Origin of the sequence: Sphingopyxis flava (assembly GCF_900168005.1) — a bacterium.
Taxonomy (GTDB): Bacteria; Pseudomonadota; Alphaproteobacteria; order Sphingomonadales; family Sphingomonadaceae; genus Sphingopyxis; species Sphingopyxis flava.
Genome location: NZ_FUYP01000011.1, coordinates 1 through 17,793 on the forward strand (window position 1 = coordinate 1; position 17,793 = coordinate 17,793).

The window sequence follows — 17,793 nt, forward strand, 5'->3', positions numbered from 1 at the left end:
ACAACTACCGCTTGCGCGTGCTCGCTCTTTGCGGTTGGAATGGCGTCATCAATCGGGTCTGATCCACCCTCATCCCCCGTTCACGGGGAAGAGCCCCGAAACTTTCACAACTACCGCTTGCGCGTGCTCGCTCTTTGCGGTTGGAATGGCGTCATCAATCGGGTCTGATCCACCCTCATCCCCCGTTCACGGGGAAGAGCCTGATTTATTGAACTTTTCTGGAATGGCCTGAATATGGCCGTGGTGCCCGGGGGCGGAATCGAACCACCGACACTGCGATTTTCAGTCGCATGCTCTACCAACTGAGCTACCCGGGCACGGGCTCCGCAAGGCCGGTCGGCCTGCTGGCGAGCGGCGGCTATAGGCAGGGCATTTCATCCTGTCCAGTAGCTTTATCGCCCTATTTTGACGCATCAGCCTTCGTCGAAGCGATCATCGTCCGCAGTGCCGTCTGGCGGCTGGTCAACCGGCACGCGGTAGCCCTCATCGAACCAGCGGTTGAGGTCGCGGTCGCGGCATCCGCGACTGCAAAATGGCTTATATTCCTCAACCCGCGGCTTGCCGCAGAGCGGGCATCGGCGCGGCTTTGCGGAGGCCTCATTGGGCATGACCGGCTCCTTTCATGGCGGCGTCGACTGCGATCGCGACCGGTCGGCCCGTGCGCCGCTCAAGTTCGGCGATCCAGCCAGGATGCGTCTTGATATGATCGGCAACGGCGGGACGCGCGGTGAGTTGCAAAGATCCGTGGCCAACGGCGCGTTCGGCCTGGCGGAGCAGCGCCGCCGCGTCGGTCGCGGCCGCGTCGAACCGCACCTGCTCGACGAGCGACGGCCGCTCGCGCCGGCGGATGATCTGAAGAAAGCCGAAGCCGTTGGTCGCCGTGCGCTCGAAGGGCTGCGGCAGCAGCGCGTCGATCAGCGCATCGATCGCCTGGCGCTCGGCGCGTCCGGGAAGCGAGGGAAAGTCGATACCGATCGACCCGCCAATATCGCAGCAACGGATAACATGTGCCGCCGCCGCCGCTCCCGCCTTGGCGAGCGCCAAACCATCGCCCTCGCCGTCGATGTCAATGAGCAGCATCGCGGGCGCTGCGTCGACCCACAGCGCGCCGCTTGCAAACGGCCAGTGTCCCGTGCGCACATGATCGATCAGCTCTGACCAGCCGGCATCCTCCAGCAGGTCCGCTCCCCGTGCATGCGCCTCGGTGACAGGCAGGCCGGCCGCCTCGATGCGCGCACGCAGGTCGGGACCATCTGAAAGTGGAATTCCCACCTCGGCGGGGCGGGCCCGCGCGGGCTTGTCACGCCCGCGCTCGCGCAGGGCCATGCGCGTAATCTCGACGGTGAGGCGCGCACCGATCGAAGTGCCCGGCGGCAGGCCTGTAATCGTCGCTGCCGGTTCGCCAGGCGCATCGAGAGCCACCCGGCCGGGCTCAACGAGGCGCGCACCGAGCACGGCACCGACGCGCGGGCCTTCGCTCTCGCGTTCGAGCCGCGCCTCGATGATCCGGCCGTCCTCGATGAGCGCGGCGCGCGCTTCACCGATTCCGGCCTCGTAGACCCACTCAGCCAAGCGGCACGCCAGCGGCGCTCAAGAGCGCGCGCGTCTCAAAGAGCGGCAGGCCCACCACATTCGAATGGCTCCCCGAGAGGAAACGGACGAACGTCTCGGCGCGGCCCTGGATAGCATAGCCGCCCGCCTTCCCCATCCCCTCGCCGCTCGCGACATACCAGTCGATCTCCTCAGGTCTCAGCACCTTGAAGGCAACGACCGTATCGACAATGCGCACGCGCGGCTTTCCTTCCGCATCGACCACGCAGACACCCGACCAGACATGGTGCCGGCGGCCCGAAAGCAAGCCGAGCATGCGCCTTAAATCGGCCTCGTCGGCGGGCTTTTCGAGGATGCGGCGCCCGGCGGCGACGGTCGTATCGCCCGCGAGGACGACCTCGCCGGCCGCGCGCTCCACTGCGAGCGCCTTGCTCTCAGCAAGGCGGGCGACATAGGCGCGCGGAAGCTCGCCCTTCAGCGGCGTCTCATCGATGTCGGGGGCGACGATGCGGGTGGGCGTCACACCGATCCGCGCCAGCAATTCGCGCCGGCGCGGGGAAGTCGAGGCCAAAACCAGATTTCGCATGGGGGCGGAAGGTAACGCCGCGCCGCTCACTTGAAGCGATAGGTGATCCGACCCTTGGTCAGGTCATAGGGGGTGAGCTCGACGAGCACCTCGTCGCCCACCAGCACGCGGATGCGGTTCTTGCGCATCTTGCCGGCCGTATGGCCGAGAATCTCGTGGTCGTTTTCCAGTTTGACGCGGAACATCGCGTTGGGAAGCAATTCGACCACCTGGCCGCGCATTTCCAGAAGCTCTTCTTTCGCCATCAATCCTCTATGGGCTCGAAATATCAGGATGCGCGCCCATAACGCCAAATCGGCGGAATGGAAAGCAATCTGTCAAACGCGGCTCCATTCTCTCTTTCGTCCTGCGGACCCGATCCTCCTTTCCGCCAGAAGCGCTGGACGCCGCGCCCGGACCCGGTCCGAAGTGATCGCGCCCGAGAATGGAGGGATCAATGAACGAGGCGGAGCTTGCGCGCGATCCGCCAGCCGATCGTTTTCGCGCGGGCATGGGCCGGCCAGCGCGGCGGCATGGCGGGGTCGAGTCCCATGCGCCGCAGCGCAGCGTTGGCCGCATGCGCCTCGGATTCGCGGTAGCTCCATTCGCTGCGCCACGTGATCGAGAGCGAGATCGAGGGTGCGTCGCCATTGGCGACGAAATGCGGCGCCATCACCGGCATCAGCACCGCATCGCCAGGGCCAAGCGGCACGCGCTGCTGTCCGCCTTCGAAACCATCCTCCCAGGGCAGGTTGCGATGACCGCCCGTATGATAGCGTTCGTGCTCGATGCGGTGCGCAAAGCGCTCGTCCCCTGCAGGCCAGACGTTCATCACCTTGCGCCCCTTGAGCTGGAGCAAAATGTTATGCTCAGGGTCGAAATGATAGGGGGTGATCGAGCCTGGCGACGAAATGAAGATAAAGCCCTGCGGCGTCAGCATCGCACCCGTGCGCGGCTCGACGACAGACTTGAGTTCGGCAAGCAGGCCAAGCAGCAGATCGCGATAGGCGGGCTCGCTTTCGATGTTCTTGAGCACCGCCCAGCTCCGGTTCGTGTCGATCGTGCGGATTGTCTCGCCGATCGAAAGACCATTCGAGGGCACGTCTTCGGGTTGGATACCGACCGGCAGGTCTCCGGGATTATATTCGACCTGCGCCGCGGGCAGCCGCTCGCCGAGATCGGCGAGCGCCACAAGCGAGAGCAAGGGATGATCGGGGAGGCGGTGGCGAAGGAGGCCCGCCTCGCGGGGGTAAAGCTGCTCCATCGCGTTCAGCGATTCGGCCGGAAACACGGGGCGAGAGATGGCTTGATGCGCGGTCATGACTGGTCCTGGATTTCGGCGGAGCGCTTCCAGCGCCGCCACAAGATTTCAACTTGGCGAAGCGCAGCGAAGCGCATCCGGTCAGCGCGGCCCCCGAGCGGGACATTGACCCAGACGAGACGGCGCCGCTCGCGCCAGACGCTGTCGATCATGGGATGACCCGGCGCGGCGCAGCTGTCGACCCAGGCAAGCCTGGGATCTTTCAGGAGGTCAAGATTGTCCTGCTGAAGCAGCACGCCCGGGGAAAAGCGGGCATAATCTTCGTCGAACGCGGTCTTGAAGGAAAAGCCGCCGGGCGGCGAGAGAAAGCTCACCAGCATTGCGATCGGACAGCCATCAAGGTCAAGGGCGCGCAGATCAAGCCTGCCGGCAGCCGCCGCGCCCGTCAGCATCGCGCGGAACCAGGCTTCGGTATCGGCGTGGCTGGCGAGCGCAGACCCCGCGCGTCCTTTCCAGCCGCACGCCTCGAGAGCGAGGAAAGCATCGAGCCACGGATCGAGCGCCTCCTTTGTCTGCCAGCGGCGAAAGGCAAGCGCGCCCTCTTCAGCGAGCCGGCTTGCCTGTCGCCGCAACTCCTTGCGCTTCTTTGCGCGGACCGCTGCCTCCCAATAGGCCTCGGGCGACAAATCGCTTTCGAGCAGCGCGCGCGCCTCGCGGTGTACCGTCACGGCCTCGCCGCCGCGCGCGCGCGCCGCCTCGACGAGCGCGCGGTGGAGCGGCCCCTCCTCGGTCAGACGCGGCAGATGGAGGAGCGTATGCGCCCAGGGGGCCGCGTCGCACCATCCGAGCAGGATCGACCAGAAGAGCGTCTCGCATCCCGCGCGCACAAGCGGCGCGCCGTGAAAATGATTGGGATGCGCCCACCCTATGACATGGCGCAGCGGAAGGCGCCCGTAGCGGGTCGCAGCGGCAAGAGGCATGACCCCGATCACGCGCCCCGCGTCACCATCGCGGACGAACACGAGCCGCGCTTGCCGGTCGGGGTCGAGCAGATGGAGAGCCGATTGGAGGCACCAGCGCTCGGCGAAGGGATTGGGCTCGCTCGCCTCCGCCGCAAGCGCGTCCCACGCGGCAGCAAGATCGCTCGAGAGCGCGAGCGGGTCGGCAACGCGCACCGTAAGCGGCGCAGCGCCGGCAGGCACCGGCGTACCATCGACAGGAAAGGCGGGATGGACCGTCATCGGTGGCGAGCCTAGCGGCCAAGGGTTAAGATGCGGTGGCTATCGAGAGCGGCGCCCCACGCGCGGGCGGGGCGGCAGCGATCAGATCCCGAACAGTTTGGCCAGCGACTTTTCCAGCATGAAATATTGCCAGATCAGCCGTCCGTGATCGCGCCGCCCCGACTGGTGCGCCGCGACGACGCGTTCGATTTCGGCCATGTCGAACCAGCCCGAGCGCGCGAGAGTCGATGAAGTGGCGAGCGCGCGCGCCTCGCCCGCAAGCACCCCGCGGAACCAGTGCGAAACGGGCGTCACGAACCCCATTTTGGGGCGATAGAGGATGTCACGGGGCAGATAGGGCTCCATCGCGCGTTTGAGCACCGCCTTACCGGTTGCGCCCTTGACGCGCATCGCGGCGGGCAGGCTCGCGGCAAATTCCACAAGGCGATAGTCAAGCAAGGGCTCGCGCGCTTCGAGGCTGACCGCCATGCTCATCCGGTCGGTCTTGGTCAAAATGTCGCCGGGAAGCCAGATCTTGAGGTCGGCATATTGCGCCCGGTCGAGCGGCTCACGTGCCGGTGCCTCGGCCATGGCCCGCCAATAGCGCGCCTCGCCGACATGATCGCCGAGCGCCCGGCGCGCCGCATCGTTGAAGAGCCGCGCGCGCTGCGCGAGGCCGGTGACGCCAACCGCCTCGGCATAGCCTTCGGCTCCGCTTTTTGAGAGGCTCGCAAGCGTCGCGCGGGCGCGCAGCGGACGCGGCGCCCAGTCCATCTGCGGCCACGCGCGAGCAAGCGGCCCGAGCACACCCCGGCGCAGGAAGGCCGGGATCATTCCGCGCAGCCGTTCCTCCTGGTGCTGGAAGACGAGCCGCCGATAGCCGGCGAAAGCCTCGTCGGCGCCGTCGCCCGAAAGCGCCACGGTCACCTCCTCGCGCGCAAGCTCGCAAACCCGGTATGTGGGCAGCGCGCTTGCATCGGCGAAGGGCTCGTCAAACATGTCGGCAATCCGGTCGACGAGCGCGAAGTCGGCGGCGGCAACCTCGCGCGTCCGATGCTCGGTCGCGAAGCGCGCGGCGATCTGGCGCGCATAGGCCGTTTCGTCGAGCGCGGCCTCGTCGAAGCCGATCGTGCAGGTCTTGACCGCTTTGGCGCTCGCTTCTGCCATCAGCGCGACGACCGCGCTTGAATCGACCCCGCCGGAGAGAAAGGCACCAAGCGGCACGTCGGCGACCATGCGATCTCTCACCGCGGCACGCATCAGGTAGAGAAGCTGCTCCGCCGCTTCGTCCTCGCTCGCGCGAATGCGCCGCGAAAAGTCGGGCGCCCACCAGGAGGAAGGTGCGGGAAGCTCCTTGCCCCGCTCGAGCAGAAGGAAATGACCCGCGGGGAGCTTGCGTACCCCTGCGACGATGCAATTGTCGTCGGGGACGTAGCCGAGCGCCAAGAAATCCTCGACCGCGGACAGATTGGCCTCCTGCCGCAAGAGCGGGTGACGCAGCAATCCCTTGAGCTCGGACGCAAAGGCAATCGAGCCGTCCGATAGCCGGGCGTAGTGAAGCGGCTTCACCCCGAGCCGGTCGCGCGCGAGAAACAAGGAGCCGCGAGCGCGATCATGGAGCGCGAAGGCAAACATACCGTTCAGACGCGACAGGCAATCCGCGCCCCACTGCCGCCACGCGGCGATGATCACCTCGGTGTCGCCGCTGGTGCGAAAGCGGTGCCCATGATCCTCAAGTTCGGCACGCAGCTCACGGAAATTATAGATCTCGCCATTATAGGTGAGCGTCACATTCTCATCGTCGCTCGCCATCGGCTGCGGGCTGCCCGCGATGTCGATGATCGAAAGGCGAAGATGCGCAAGGCCCACGCCCGGCGCCGTCCACACGCCCGATCCGTCGGGCCCGCGATGCTCCATCGGCTCGAGCATCGCGCGCAGCCGCGCAGGATCGACCGGCTTTGCCGTCTCAAGATGATAGAGGCCCGCTATCCCGCACATGCGCGCGATGCTCTAACGGCTTTTCAGCGCGCGGTCAGCCATCCGTTGCGCACCGCCCGAGGCCGCGACGAAATCGGCAATCGCGCGCGCGCCGCCCTCGCCCTTTTCGCTCGAGACGATGAGCGAGAGCGCGCGCGGATCGCCGCCGAACAGGCGCGCTTTGAGCGCGGCGAGTTTCGCGCGGCGCGCGCTTCCCGTCGCGCGGCCGCCGACGATATACCAGGTCGCAGCATCGCGCAGCACCGGTCCCCGATGCAGCAGCCGCTCGGTCTTTGCCCCATCGATGGGCGGGAGCGATGCGCTCCACGCCCACGGGCCCGCAGGATCGATTGCCCCCTGGCCGTAAGCCACGACCTCGCGCCCTTCGGCCTGACGCTCATAACCCCCGATCGCGACGGTAACGCGGCGGCCTTCGGCATCAGCGAAATCGCGCAAAAGCTGCCGGTCCGCCCCGTCGAAGCGCGGCGTCCAGGCGAGGCGCTTGAAGGAAGAGGCGCTCCAGCCGGGGGGCGCGATGAGCGTCATTTCAGGTGGAAGCGGCGCCGCGCGCGCGGCGGAAAGCGTGCCCCATGCAGCGAAGAACAGAGGGATCGCAAGCGCAAGAGGCAGCACCGCTTTCGCAGAGCCTGCAAGGCGCGGCCGTCCCTCGAGCCCCGCGATATCGACCGCTGCGTCATTGGCGGGCCGGTCGAACCAGCGCCGCGCGGCGAACATTACCGCAAAGATGACGAGGCCGAAGAAAATCCAGCCATAAAAGACATGGTCGATGCCGCCCGCGGCCTCGATGCCCCAGATCTCGGCGGCGATCATCGTGCCAAAGGCCCGCAGCGCATTGGCGAGGATCGTCGCCGCCAGCGCTGCTGCGACAAAGACGATCCGGCGCGTCCAGCGCAAAAAGCAAAGATGCGCGGCAAACAGCGAATAGGCGAGCATCGCGATCAGGAAATTGACGCCCGAACAGGCTTCGGCAACCTCGAAGAGCCCCGCGCGCGTCGTGATGAACACCCCTTCCATCTCCGCGGTGCGTCCCGCAAGATGAAGAAGCGCAAGAGAGATTTTCGCGGTCAGCGTCTGGAGCAGCGGCACAAGTTCCTCGCCGAAGGGGACGAGGAGCAGCGCATAGGCGAGCGGAAACAGGAGAGCGCGCACCAGTCTCGGGCCAAGCGTCACCGCGACAGCCCCCTGGAGCATCAGGACGAGGGCGAGCTGGCGGAAGAGAGCAAGCGTCGCCGCCTCGCCGAGCAGCCACAGGACGCTGGCGCCTCCAATCCATGCGAGCGCGGGCCACCAATAGACGGGGGTCAGCGGTGTGAGAAGCGCCGCGCGCTGCGCGACGAGCCAGCCAATGATCGGGACGAGGAGCAGGCAATGGGTAAAGGTCGAGCTTGTCCACCAGATGGCCGCCATGTCGGCGGCATCCTCGCGAAAGAGGATAAGAAGCGCCAACGAAAGCGCGCCGAGCGCTGCAAGATGGCGCTGCCAGAGCGACCAGCCGCCGGGACGCGCAAGAGAGCGCGCGATCATGCCGCGAGCCCCAGCAGCCGCCCGAGCGGCTCGAGCCGCGCCTCCCAGCCATAACGGGCGATCATCCGCTCGCGCGCCGCCGCGCCCATGCGCGCGGCTCTCACGGGATCATCGAAAAGCGCCCGGACCGCTGCGGCCATCGCTTCGGCGCCGTCCGCCACTAGAAGGTGCGCGCCGGCTTCGACCTCGATCCCGGTCGCCGCGGCACGGCTTGCCACCACAGGGCGCGCCATCGCCATCGCCTCGAGCAGCTTGTTCTGGACGCCGCGTGCGAGGAGCAGCGGCGCGACCACCGCATCGGCGGCGGCGAGCCACGGCCGCACGTCAGGGACCTGACCGGTGACGCGAACCCCGGGGCATTCCTCGAGCGCGCGCACCTCGGCGGTGGGCGCGCGCCCGACAATCGCAAAGCGCGCCTCGGGGTGCCGCTCGCGGACCCTTGGCAGGATATCTTTCGCAAACCAGCGCACCGCGTCGATATTCGGGCGATAATCCATCTGGCCGGTAAAGACCGCAAGCGGCCCCTCCCCCTCCCCCACTTTTGCAAGCCGCTGTGCAGGGTCGAAGCGCTCGGTATCGATCCCGTTCCCGACCGCGCGGACGCGCTCGGCGCCAAGCCCGGTGCGCTCGCGAAACAGCGCAGCCTCGGCCTCGCTGACGAAGAGGCTCGCATCGACCGTGCGCGCGATCTCGGCCTCGAAGCGGCCGAGCCGTTTCGCCTCGCGCGCATGAACCCAGCGCATGGGCCCGACCCGGTCCTGCTCGGCATAGGTTGCAAATTTTGCCGAATCGACGTCGACAAAATCCATGATCACCGGGCCATCGAAACGCGCGGGCAGATATTGCGCCATCTGCCCGGAAAAGGCGACGATGTGGGTGATCGCGCGCGCCCGAAGCAGCTCATCGACATAGGCTGCGACCGCCTCGCTTCGAAAAAGCCGGTTCGACACGGGCTCGCCCCGCAGCAACGCCCCGGCAAGCGCGAGCGGACGCGACGCCTTGCGCACCTCGATCGCGAGGCTTTTGCAGCGCGGCGCCATCCTCGCGCGCGCAAGCGCGGCCTCGGCGGCATTGTCGGCAAGCGCTGCAACATGGACCGGGGCGAGCCGGGTGAGCGCCTCGAACATGTGCCAGCTGCGGATCCTGTCGCCGCGGTCGGGCGGCCACGGCGCGCGGTGCACAAGGAATAATATTTCAGCCATCAGCCGAGCCCGCGCGCGATCAGCGGCCCGAGGCGGTTCGCCGCCCAAAGCGGCAGTTTCTTCCATAGGTCGACCTGCAGCCGGTATCTGGCGCTGTTGGGATTGGTATCGCGGGGCCGCTCGCCGGGCGCGAGCCAGCGCGCATAGACGAGCGGCTCAGGCTCGAACCCCCAGTTCTTCTTGTAGGCAAAGGGTCCGGTCCCAAGCTTCGAGCGCCCGAAATCGAAGCGTGTGCATCCCCGCTCGCGCGCGCGGCGCATCAGCGCGAAATACATGAGCTCGTTCGCGCGCAGCCGCCGCGCCTCGAAGGTGCCGCCCCCCCAATAGGGCATCACCGCGCCGCGCCAGTAGAGACTGAGAACGCTGGCCACCGGACGATCCCCATCGCGCACGGTCAGGATTTCCGCATCATCCCCAAAGGCGTCGAGGACGTCATCGAACAAGGCGCGCGGAAAAACCGGCGTGCCAAGATTGCGCACGCTCTCGGCGTAAACGCGGTAATGATCGCGCCGCTCGGCGCCATCGCGGCCGCTCGTGACGCGAAGATTGCCAGCGAGGGCCTTGCGCACCTCGGCGCGCTGCTTGCGAGGGATCGCAAGCAGTTCGGCCTCGTCATCTCCCGCAAGATCGCGGGCAAAGCCCGCGTAGACGCCCTCTTCGCGGTACCAGTCCGCGCCGCCGGGCAAAGGCGCCCCGCGCAGCTCGACCGAGGGAACGCCCAGCGATTTGGCAATGTCCGCGGCGCCTTCTGCGAGCATCCGGGCCACTGCCGGGTCGTCGGCAAGGATGCCGCCGCCGACGGCAAAGCCGCTCGCGACGAGCGCTTCTCCGAAAATTCGCGAGCGGACATGGTGGAGCGGCAGGAGGCCCGTGAGCGCTCCGGCCGCATCGCGCGACGTGACGAGATGACAGCGATGCCCGGTCGCGTGCGAGATCGCCTCGCACCACAAGCGGCTGTGAAAGGGGCTCGCGCCGCAATGCTGGGCGACATAGGCGTCCCACGCGGCCGCATCGCCAAGCGGCGCAGCCGATACAAAGCTGGCCACCATATGCGCGGGCGCGTTCACGCCGCAGCGCGCCAGGGCGCAGCGCGGTCCCGCTGCGCAGGAACAAGGGCATCGGCGCGCGTCCATTCAAAGTCGGCGCACAGCTTTCGAAGCTTGCCCGCCATGACCGAGAGGCCGCTATAATGGCGTATCCTCGATTTGATCGGAGCGTTCGCGACGCGCGGCTGGCCGGGATCGATCTCCCAGGGGTGGAAATAGAGGATCGCGGGATGCCCCTCGGCGTTCATCCGGGCGATTGCCCAGCGAGTGAAACCATAAGGAAGAAGCCGCATGAAGCCGCCGCCGCCCGCCGCCAGCGTCCGGCCGAGCGCGCGCGCGGTCGTGACCGGCCATTCGACCAGATCGCTGCCCGCGACCGGCCGCCATGCATGACGCGGGCTCTGCGGCCAGCCGTAATGATCGTGGACGACCGGGGCGACGCTCGACGAATAGGCATAGCCCTCGTCGGCAAGAATCGGGTGCGCCCACGGCGTGCGCGCATCGATCGAAAAGCTCGGGGCCCGGTAGCCCGAGACCGCGGTCCCGCCGACATCTTCGAGGATCGCGCGCGTCTTCTTAAGGTCGGCGGCGAATTCGTCGGCGCTCATCGCAAAGACGCGCTTGTGGTCGTAACCGTGGCTTGCAAGTTCGTGCCCCGCTGCGACGATGCGCCGGACGAGCGCGGGATAGCGTTCAGCAACCCAGCCGAGCGTGAAGAAGGTACCGGTGACGCCGGCCTCGGCGAAAATCTCGAGCACAGCCTCGCAATTGGCCTCGACCCGGCATTCCAGATGCGGCCAGTCGGCGCGGTCGATCGTGCGCTCAAAGGCGCCGACGTGGAACCAGTCCTCGACATCGACCGACAAGCCGTTCTGCATCATCCCTCACCTTTGCCTATCTCCCGGCGGCCGGCTCGCGCGCTCAGGCCGCCGCCCAGGTCTGCGGCATCTGGCCCGCCGCCGGATCGGGCGCATTTTCCGGATCGCGCTCGACCCAGTCGATCAGGAGGTCAAGCACGCGGCGGAGCGCAGCGTCCTGATCGGCAAGCCGTGCTTCGAGCCCCGCGATCTGGCGTTCGAGCGCCACGAGCTGCGCGTCGGAGGCCACAGAGGTGTCGGACGAAGCGCTCGAAGGGCCAGGGCTAGCGACTTTGCCGAGCGAAGCCGATGGGGGCATATCGCCGGGTGCAAGTCCGAGCTGTTCAGCGACAAGCGAGCGCGCCTCGGCAAAACCGGCATCGCCGGGAAGCGGCGCGGCGAGGGCTTCGGAGCTTTCCGGCACGCTCAGAGCAATCGGCGCCTCCTGGGGCGGCGCGAAGGGCGCCGCGGCCGGGGCTGCCGCGGCCGGCGCTGCTGCGGGTGCGGGCCACGTGGGGACGGCATCGGAGCGGGCGGCGGGGGGGGCCACCGGGACGGGCGCCAGCGCCGCCTGGTCGATCCCGCGGTCGGCCTCGATCTCGCTCACCACGTCGCGGACATGGGCTGCGGTGATCCGGCTCAATTGCTCGACCGCGCCGTAGAGCAGGAGGCGGCTCACCAGCACGTTGAGCTTGCGCGGAACGCCCTCGCTAAAGTCGAAAATCGCCTCGAACGCGTCCGGGCTGAAGCTCGGGTTGCCGGTCCAGCCCACCTTACCGAGACGGTGAAGGATATAGGGCTCGACCTCCTCGGGCTCCATCGGGTCGAGGTGATGCGTCGCGATCACGCGCTGGCGCAGCTGTTCGAGCGTCGGCGAGTGAAACAGGGTCTGGCGGAATTCGGGCTGACCGAGGAGGAAGATTTGCAGGAGCGAATGGCCGCCAAGCTGGAAGTTCGAGAGCATGCGAAGCTCTTCGAGCGCGGAGATGGCGAGATTCTGCCCCTCGTCGACGATGAGCAGCGTGCGCCGGCCTGCGCGGGCCTGCTCGCGAAGATATTGTTCCATCGAGCGCAAGAGCTCGGCTTTGCTCTCGCCTTCCCATTCGAGCCCGAACTGCTCGGCAACGAGGCGGAGGAGATCATCGCCCTCGACCTGGGTCGACACGAGCTTCACCGCCGTCAGGCGATTGGGATCGATGGTGTTCATCAGATGGCCGACCAGCGTCGTCTTGCCCGCACCGACGTCGCCGGTGATGACGATGAAGCCTTCGCCCTGGGCAAGGCCATAGCCCAAATAGGACATCGCCTTTCTGTGCGTGCCGCTTTCAAAATAGAAAAAGGGGTCAGGCGTCAGCTGGAAGGGGCGTCCGGTAAAGCCGTAATATTGATCGTACATCGCAGTTTTCCTTGGGGTCCGGATCAGAAATTGTAGCGAAGGCCAATGAGCGCCGAGGCGATCAGCTCGCTGGCGAAACCATCCTGTTCGAATGCCTGGAGCGACGCGGCAGCGGTACCGGTGAGTTCACGCCAGACACGGCGCGAATAGGCGGCAGAAATACCGGCCGACTGCATGTCGCCGACCCCCGCCGCGCCATGGTCGAAGTAGCTCAGATAGCCCGAGAGGCTGAGATCGGACTGGGTGTCGAGCTCGCGCCCCGCGGAGAGGAAGAGATAATAATTTTCCTCCTTGACGCCGTCGAGCGGGGCGAGAACCGAATTTGCGGGCACAAGCAGGCGGCGCTGGTCATATCCGATACCAACACCATAGCTCCAGCGCCCGAAGCGCGACGAGTAGAGCGCCTGAACACCGCGATTGCGGAACTGAAGGCTGGTCGTGCTGCCGAACTGCGGGTTGAGACAGCCTGCGCCTTCCTCGCCGAAGACGCAGGGGTTTAAGCTGCCGTCGACGGGGTTGCGGGTCGGATCAAATTGGGTGGGAAGCGATGCAAGCCCGCCCGAAAGGCCGCGGCCAAAGCTCGAAAGCCCGTCATAGACACCGACGTGGATCGTGGTCGCGTGGTCGGGACGATAGGAGAAGCTGCCGGTGTAGATCGTGTCGCCGTAGCGGCGCCCCACGCGCGCGGTGAGCGAGGTGCGGCGGCTCGGCCGCCACATCACGCCCGCATCCCAGATGAGCCCGTCGGTGTCGAACGACAGCTGGCGCGGCTGCGATTTGTCGGTCACGAAGCGGCCGCTTGCATCGCGCACCGGCAGGCCATTTTCGTCCAGCACCGGATCGCGCTGGCCGATCTCGATATCCTCATATCCGGCGCCGCCGAGAAGGGCGAGGGTCGGGCCGATCGGCACCGTCACGTCGGCGCGCGCATATTTGCCCTCGAAACGCTGATCGAGCTGGCTTGCATCCTCGCGCTCATAACCGCCCGACAGCTGCCAGCCGAAGGGCAGCTCGCCCGGCCGCTGCCCGACGCTCGCCCAGGCCACATGGTTGGTCGAACTGTCGAAATTGCCTCCGGGAAGACTGCCCGCGCCATCGAGGTCGACCTTGGTATAGCCAAAGCGGTAGCCCGCGCCGACGTCGAGGCTGCCGGCGCGCTTTACGAGCGTCGGACCGGCATAGAGCGAATAGACATCGGCGATATTGTCGCCGCCGGTGATAAGGCCGCCTATGCCGCCGCCGTCGGCGCGTGTGCGCGTCGCGAGCGCCCCGCCTTCAAGGTTGAGACCGCGCGCGACCTCGAGGCGCCCCCGCGCAAGACCGCTCAGAATATCCGCGTCACCAAGCCCGCCCGATTCGCCGAAGCGATGCTCGTAGCGCAGCGTCGCCGCCGCTTCCGCGCGGCGCGTGACGATTGCAGCGTCCACGCCCGCCGCGATCGTTGTGTAGGTGAGAACGTCGCCGCCGCCCTTGAGCTCGGCGGAGAGCACCTGCCCGACTTCCAGATAGGGGCTGACATCGACCGCGCGCCGCTTGCGCTGCTCGCCGCGCGCCGGCTCGCGCCCCTCGGCCGAGGGTGCAGCCGATGCGCCCGGCACGCTATCGCTGCCTCCCGCCTCGGATGAAAATTGGGCATGCGCCGTGCCCGCACTTCCCGCGAGCATCAAGGCTGCAAGCGTCGCGGCGCGCCGCACGAGATGAGGGTCGGTGCGCATCAGGACGCGCCTCCTTGTCCGTAATAGGTGCCGAACCGGCGGCCGCCCGGGGAAAATTTGACCCCGTTGAGAAGAAGCTGGATATGCGGGCAGGCCCCCATCAGCCCGATCGCATCGCGCAGCGAGGATTCCAGGGTTTCATCGGCGCGCACGACCATGATCAGCTGGCCGACATGGCCCGCGAGCACCGCGGCCGGCGAGGCCGCGAGCACCGGCGGCGAATCGAGAATGAGAATTCGGCCGGGTGCCCCGGCCTCGAGCTGGGCCAGAAGCGCCTCGGTGCGCGCCGAGGCGAGCAATTCGGTGTCATGCATGTGCTGGGTGCCAGCCGGCATCACTTTCAGACCGGCAATGTCGGTCTGGATGAGGCAGTCGCCAAGCGGCAGAAGCGGATCGGCGAGCGCGTCCATCAGCCCTGGCCCTTCGTCGAGCCCCAGCGTCTCAAGGACGCTTGGCTTTGCGATATCGGCGTCGATGAGCAGCACCTCATGATCGGCCTCGACCGCGAGGCTGAGCGCAAGATTGACCGCGGTAAAGGTCTTGCCCTCGCCCGGATTGGCCGAAGCGATGAGAACGCGGTGGCCGCGCGGCAGCACCGGGCGGCCCGGCGCGCCGGTGAAGTTGCGAATGATCTCGCGCTTCACGATGCGATATTCTTCCGAAATGCCCGTCACCGGCGCTTCGGGCACAATCATTCCGCGTGACGCGAGGCGGTCGCGGTCGATGTTCCCGTGCCGCGCCGGCACAACGGCAGGCGCAGCGCGCGCCACCTCCTTGCGGGGCGAGGCCTTGAGCGAAGGCGCGGCCTCGATGGCGGGCTCGGCTTCGGCGGCCGATGCTGGCGCAGCGCCGATGCCCGCTTCGGCGGGAGGCGTCCCGGTCTCGTTTTGCGCCTTTGACTTTTTAGGAGGCTCGGGCGGCAGGCCGCTCACGTCGATCGTCGGCGCGCCTGCGGCGGGATCGATGCCGAAGAGGTCGGCGGCACGTTCGAGCAGCGAGGGCTGGCGCTTGACGGGGCGATGTTCGTTCATATCCGGTTCCCTCAGGCCACCATGCCGCGCTGGACGAATTCGGCGATGAGCAGCAGGGCATAAAGCCCGACAAGAGCGCCGCCGCCGCTCGCAAGCCAGACGAGCCTTTTCTTCCGCTCGACCTGGCGCTCGGGTGTGACCACCTCGGTGATCGAGCCGATGACGGGGAGGCCGCTCGCGCGCTCGAGGCGGGCAGCGGTCGGATAGCTTGCGCGCACCTGGGAAAGGCCAAAGGCGGCCCCGACGCCCCCGCCGATCCCGGCGAGCAGCACAAGGGTCAGGAACAACGGCCGATTGGGCGCGGCAGGGCTGGTGGGCTTCGAAGGCGGATCGAGGAGCTCGACCTTGATCGCATTGGCCTCTGTCTGCACCTCCCCGCGCAGGCGCACCTGCTCGCGCTGCCCGAGAAGCTTGTCATATTGCGCCTTGAGCGCCGTATATTCGCCGTTGATCCGGTCATATTCGGCCGCGATGCCGGGGTTCTGGATCTGCTGCGAGGTGATCTTGGCGATATCGCTCGTGAGCTGCGCCTTGCGCGCGCTGAGGGCGCTCACCGTCGCCTGGCGCTCAGCACGCATCGCGGCGAGCGAGGCATAGGCTGGGTTTTGGGCGTTGCCCCCGCCCCCGCCGCTGCCCTCACGGTCGGCCTGGGCCTTCAAGGAGGCGATCTGGCTTTTGATCGCGATGATGTCGGGATGTGCGTCGGTCAGCCCGCGCGCGCGCATTGCGGAAAGTTCGTTCTGCGCGCCGGCGAGCTGCTGCCGGGCGACACCCGCGCCGGTCGCCGACATGCCCGGAACGTTGATTGTCGCCGGCGTCGAGGCGAGCTGGCCGTTCGTCGCCGCGAGCGCCGCCTGCGCTGCGACCAGCTGCGATTCGATCTGACCAAGCTCGGCCCGGGCTGCGTCGACCCGCTGCGCGGGCGAACCCGATCCGCCTGGGATCAGGCCTATATTCTGGGCCTCGAACGCTGCGCGGCGCGCTTCGACCTCGCGCAGGGCTTTCTCGCGATCGGCGATCTGCGAATCGAGAAATTTCAGTCCCTCGCGCGCATTCACCCGGCCGCCGCGAAGCTGGTCGTCCCGAAACACGGTGATGAGGCTGTCGAGCACGCCCGAGGCGAGTTTCGCATTGTCGGCGTCCGACAGGCTGCCGATCGCGATGCTCGAGGTGATTTCGAAGATATTGTCCTGCTGCGGAATGACCTTGATGTTCTTTTGCAGCATCGCGACCGCGCCGGCCTTTTCGCGTTCGCTCGCGCCTGCGGGAAGCAGGCCGGTCGTGACGGCGACCTTTTCCAGATTGCGCGCGCTGGTCAGGGTACCGCGAATCTCGTCGAGATGCCGGCGCCCGCCCAAGGGCCCGCCCTGCGCCTCATCGGGAAGGATCTGGTTGACGTCGACGAGCAGCCGCGCGCGCGAATCATAGCGATTGGGGATCGACGCGACCGCAAGCCAGCCGAGAATGCAAATGCCCCACGCGACCGCCAGCACCAGCCAGCGACGCGTCCATACGCTGTGCAGCGCAACCCGGAATTCATCGTAGAGGCTGTTCATCGGTCGGGGTCGATCCTTGGAGAAATAGGCGCTGACGCTGACGGCCTCGCGTCAGAACATGCTTTCAGGGATGATGATCACGTCGCCCGGCTGCAGACGGACGTTCGCCTTGATGTCGCCCCGCTTGATGAGGTCATTGAGGCGCAGCGCATATTCCTGCTGCTTGCCGCTGCCCTTGTCGAAGCGGACGAGGCGCGCCTTGTTGCCCGCCGCATATTCGCCAAGTCCGCCGACCGCGATCATCGCGTCGAGCACGGTCATATTGGCGCGAAAAGGGATCGACGCCGGCTTCTCGGTCGCGCCGACGATGCGCACCTGCTGCGAGAAAGTGCTGTTGAAGCTGGTCACGATGACGCTGACGATAGGATCGGTGATATATTGGCTGAGCTGGAGCTTGATGTCCTGCTGGAGCATCGTGGCGGTCTTGCCGACCGCGGGCATGTCGGTGATCAGCGGGGTGGTGATGCGCCCGTCAGGCCTCACCTGCACCTTCCCGCCGAGTTCGGGATTGCGCCACACGAAGATCTGGAGTTCGTCGAGCGGGCCGATGATATAGGCCTCGCCCGGCCCTTCCTGATTGGCGACGAAATTGGCGCTGGGAAGCTGGGGCGCGTCACCGACGCCGCCTGCGCAGCCTGCAAGGGCCGTGGCGGCAATGCCGAAGATCAGCGAGGCGCGCGCGGCGTGAAGCCAAGGGGAGGATGTCATCTTCAAATCACCTTTCGACCGGCCGGGGAGGCGGCCGCGCACAAAAAGGGCGCGGCGACAGCCATTTCGTCAGCCTCCGCCATCACCGAAAAGGGTGAAAATACCGTTAGTATTGGGATAATTTCGCGCAGGCGCTCGCCGGCTTTCGTTCCGTTTCGGGACA

16 protein-coding genes and 1 tRNA gene are annotated in these 17,793 nt (G+C 66.9%); all 17 read right to left on the minus strand.

What is annotated here, in order from left to right; translation table 11 throughout:
• Positions 1-241: 241 nt before the first annotated feature.
• Positions 242-317: transfer RNA gene (locus B5X69_RS10275), tRNA-Phe, on the minus strand.
• 96 nt (positions 318-413) lie between these two features.
• A complete protein-coding gene (locus B5X69_RS10280; protein WP_079638620.1) occupies positions 414-608 on the minus strand; it encodes a DNA gyrase inhibitor YacG in 195 nt (64 codons plus the stop codon).
• Entirely contained in the window at positions 598-1,572 is a 975-nt protein-coding gene (locus B5X69_RS10285; protein ID WP_079638621.1) for a ribonuclease E/G family protein, read from the minus strand. The genes B5X69_RS10280 and B5X69_RS10285 overlap by 11 nt, the downstream gene beginning before the upstream one ends.
• Positions 1,565-2,137, minus strand: coding sequence for a Maf family protein (locus tag B5X69_RS10290; RefSeq protein WP_079638622.1), 573 nt, complete (start codon positions 2,135-2,137; stop codon positions 1,565-1,567). The genes B5X69_RS10285 and B5X69_RS10290 overlap by 8 nt, the downstream gene beginning before the upstream one ends.
• Before the next feature lie 26 nt (positions 2,138-2,163).
• Positions 2,164-2,382 (minus strand): translation initiation factor IF-1, encoded by a 219-nt coding sequence (gene infA / locus B5X69_RS10295; protein ID WP_010162480.1) that lies wholly within the window; start codon positions 2,380-2,382, stop codon positions 2,164-2,166.
• A 188-nt stretch (positions 2,383-2,570) separates the two neighbouring features.
• Positions 2,571-3,437 carry a cupin domain-containing protein gene (locus B5X69_RS10300; RefSeq protein ID WP_079638623.1) on the minus strand — a complete coding sequence of 289 codons (867 nt, stop codon included), beginning with the start codon at positions 3,435-3,437 and terminating at the stop codon, positions 2,571-2,573.
• On the minus strand, positions 3,434-4,618 hold the full coding sequence (locus B5X69_RS10305) for a GNAT family N-acetyltransferase (RefSeq protein ID WP_079638624.1): 1,185 nt from the start codon (positions 4,616-4,618) through the stop codon (positions 3,434-3,436). Before B5X69_RS10305 ends, B5X69_RS10300 begins: the two co-directional genes overlap by 4 nt.
• Positions 4,619-4,699: 81 nt before the next feature.
• Positions 4,700-6,595: an XrtA/PEP-CTERM system amidotransferase gene (locus B5X69_RS10310; protein ID WP_079638625.1), complete on the minus strand. Its 1,896-nt coding sequence runs from the start codon at positions 6,593-6,595 to the stop codon at positions 4,700-4,702.
• 12 nt (positions 6,596-6,607) lie between these two features.
• Entirely contained in the window at positions 6,608-8,119 is a 1,512-nt protein-coding gene (xrtA, locus tag B5X69_RS10315; protein WP_079638626.1) for an exosortase A, read from the minus strand.
• Positions 8,116-9,321, minus strand: coding sequence for a TIGR03087 family PEP-CTERM/XrtA system glycosyltransferase (locus B5X69_RS10320; protein ID WP_079638762.1), 1,206 nt, complete (start codon positions 9,319-9,321; stop codon positions 8,116-8,118). The genes xrtA and B5X69_RS10320 overlap by 4 nt, the downstream gene beginning before the upstream one ends.
• A complete protein-coding gene (locus B5X69_RS10325; protein WP_079638764.1) occupies positions 9,321-10,370 on the minus strand; it encodes a FemAB family XrtA/PEP-CTERM system-associated protein in 1,050 nt (349 codons plus the stop codon). Before B5X69_RS10325 ends, B5X69_RS10320 begins: the two co-directional genes overlap by 1 nt.
• 14 nt (positions 10,371-10,384) lie before the next feature.
• On the minus strand, positions 10,385-11,245 hold the full coding sequence (locus tag B5X69_RS10330; protein ID WP_079638763.1) for an XrtA system polysaccharide deacetylase: 861 nt from the start codon (positions 11,243-11,245) through the stop codon (positions 10,385-10,387).
• Between the two features lie 43 nt (positions 11,246-11,288).
• Positions 11,289-12,620, minus strand: coding sequence for an XrtA/PEP-CTERM system-associated ATPase (locus B5X69_RS10335; RefSeq protein WP_079638627.1), 1,332 nt, complete (start codon positions 12,618-12,620; stop codon positions 11,289-11,291).
• Between the two features lie 23 nt (positions 12,621-12,643).
• Complete coding sequence (locus tag B5X69_RS10340; protein WP_079638628.1) at positions 12,644-14,335, minus strand: hypothetical protein; 1,692 nt, start codon at positions 14,333-14,335, stop codon at positions 12,644-12,646.
• A complete protein-coding gene (locus B5X69_RS10345) occupies positions 14,335-15,366 on the minus strand; it encodes a P-loop NTPase (RefSeq protein WP_079638629.1) in 1,032 nt (343 codons plus the stop codon). Before B5X69_RS10345 ends, B5X69_RS10340 begins: the two co-directional genes overlap by 1 nt.
• A gap of 11 nt (positions 15,367-15,377) precedes the next feature.
• Positions 15,378-16,922 (minus strand): XrtA system polysaccharide chain length determinant, encoded by a 1,545-nt coding sequence (locus B5X69_RS10350; RefSeq protein ID WP_079638630.1) that lies wholly within the window; start codon positions 16,920-16,922, stop codon positions 15,378-15,380.
• 51 nt (positions 16,923-16,973) lie between these two features.
• Entirely contained in the window at positions 16,974-17,630 is a 657-nt protein-coding gene (locus B5X69_RS10355) for an XrtA/PEP-CTERM system exopolysaccharide export protein (protein WP_079638631.1), read from the minus strand.
• Positions 17,631-17,793 lie beyond the last annotated feature (163 nt).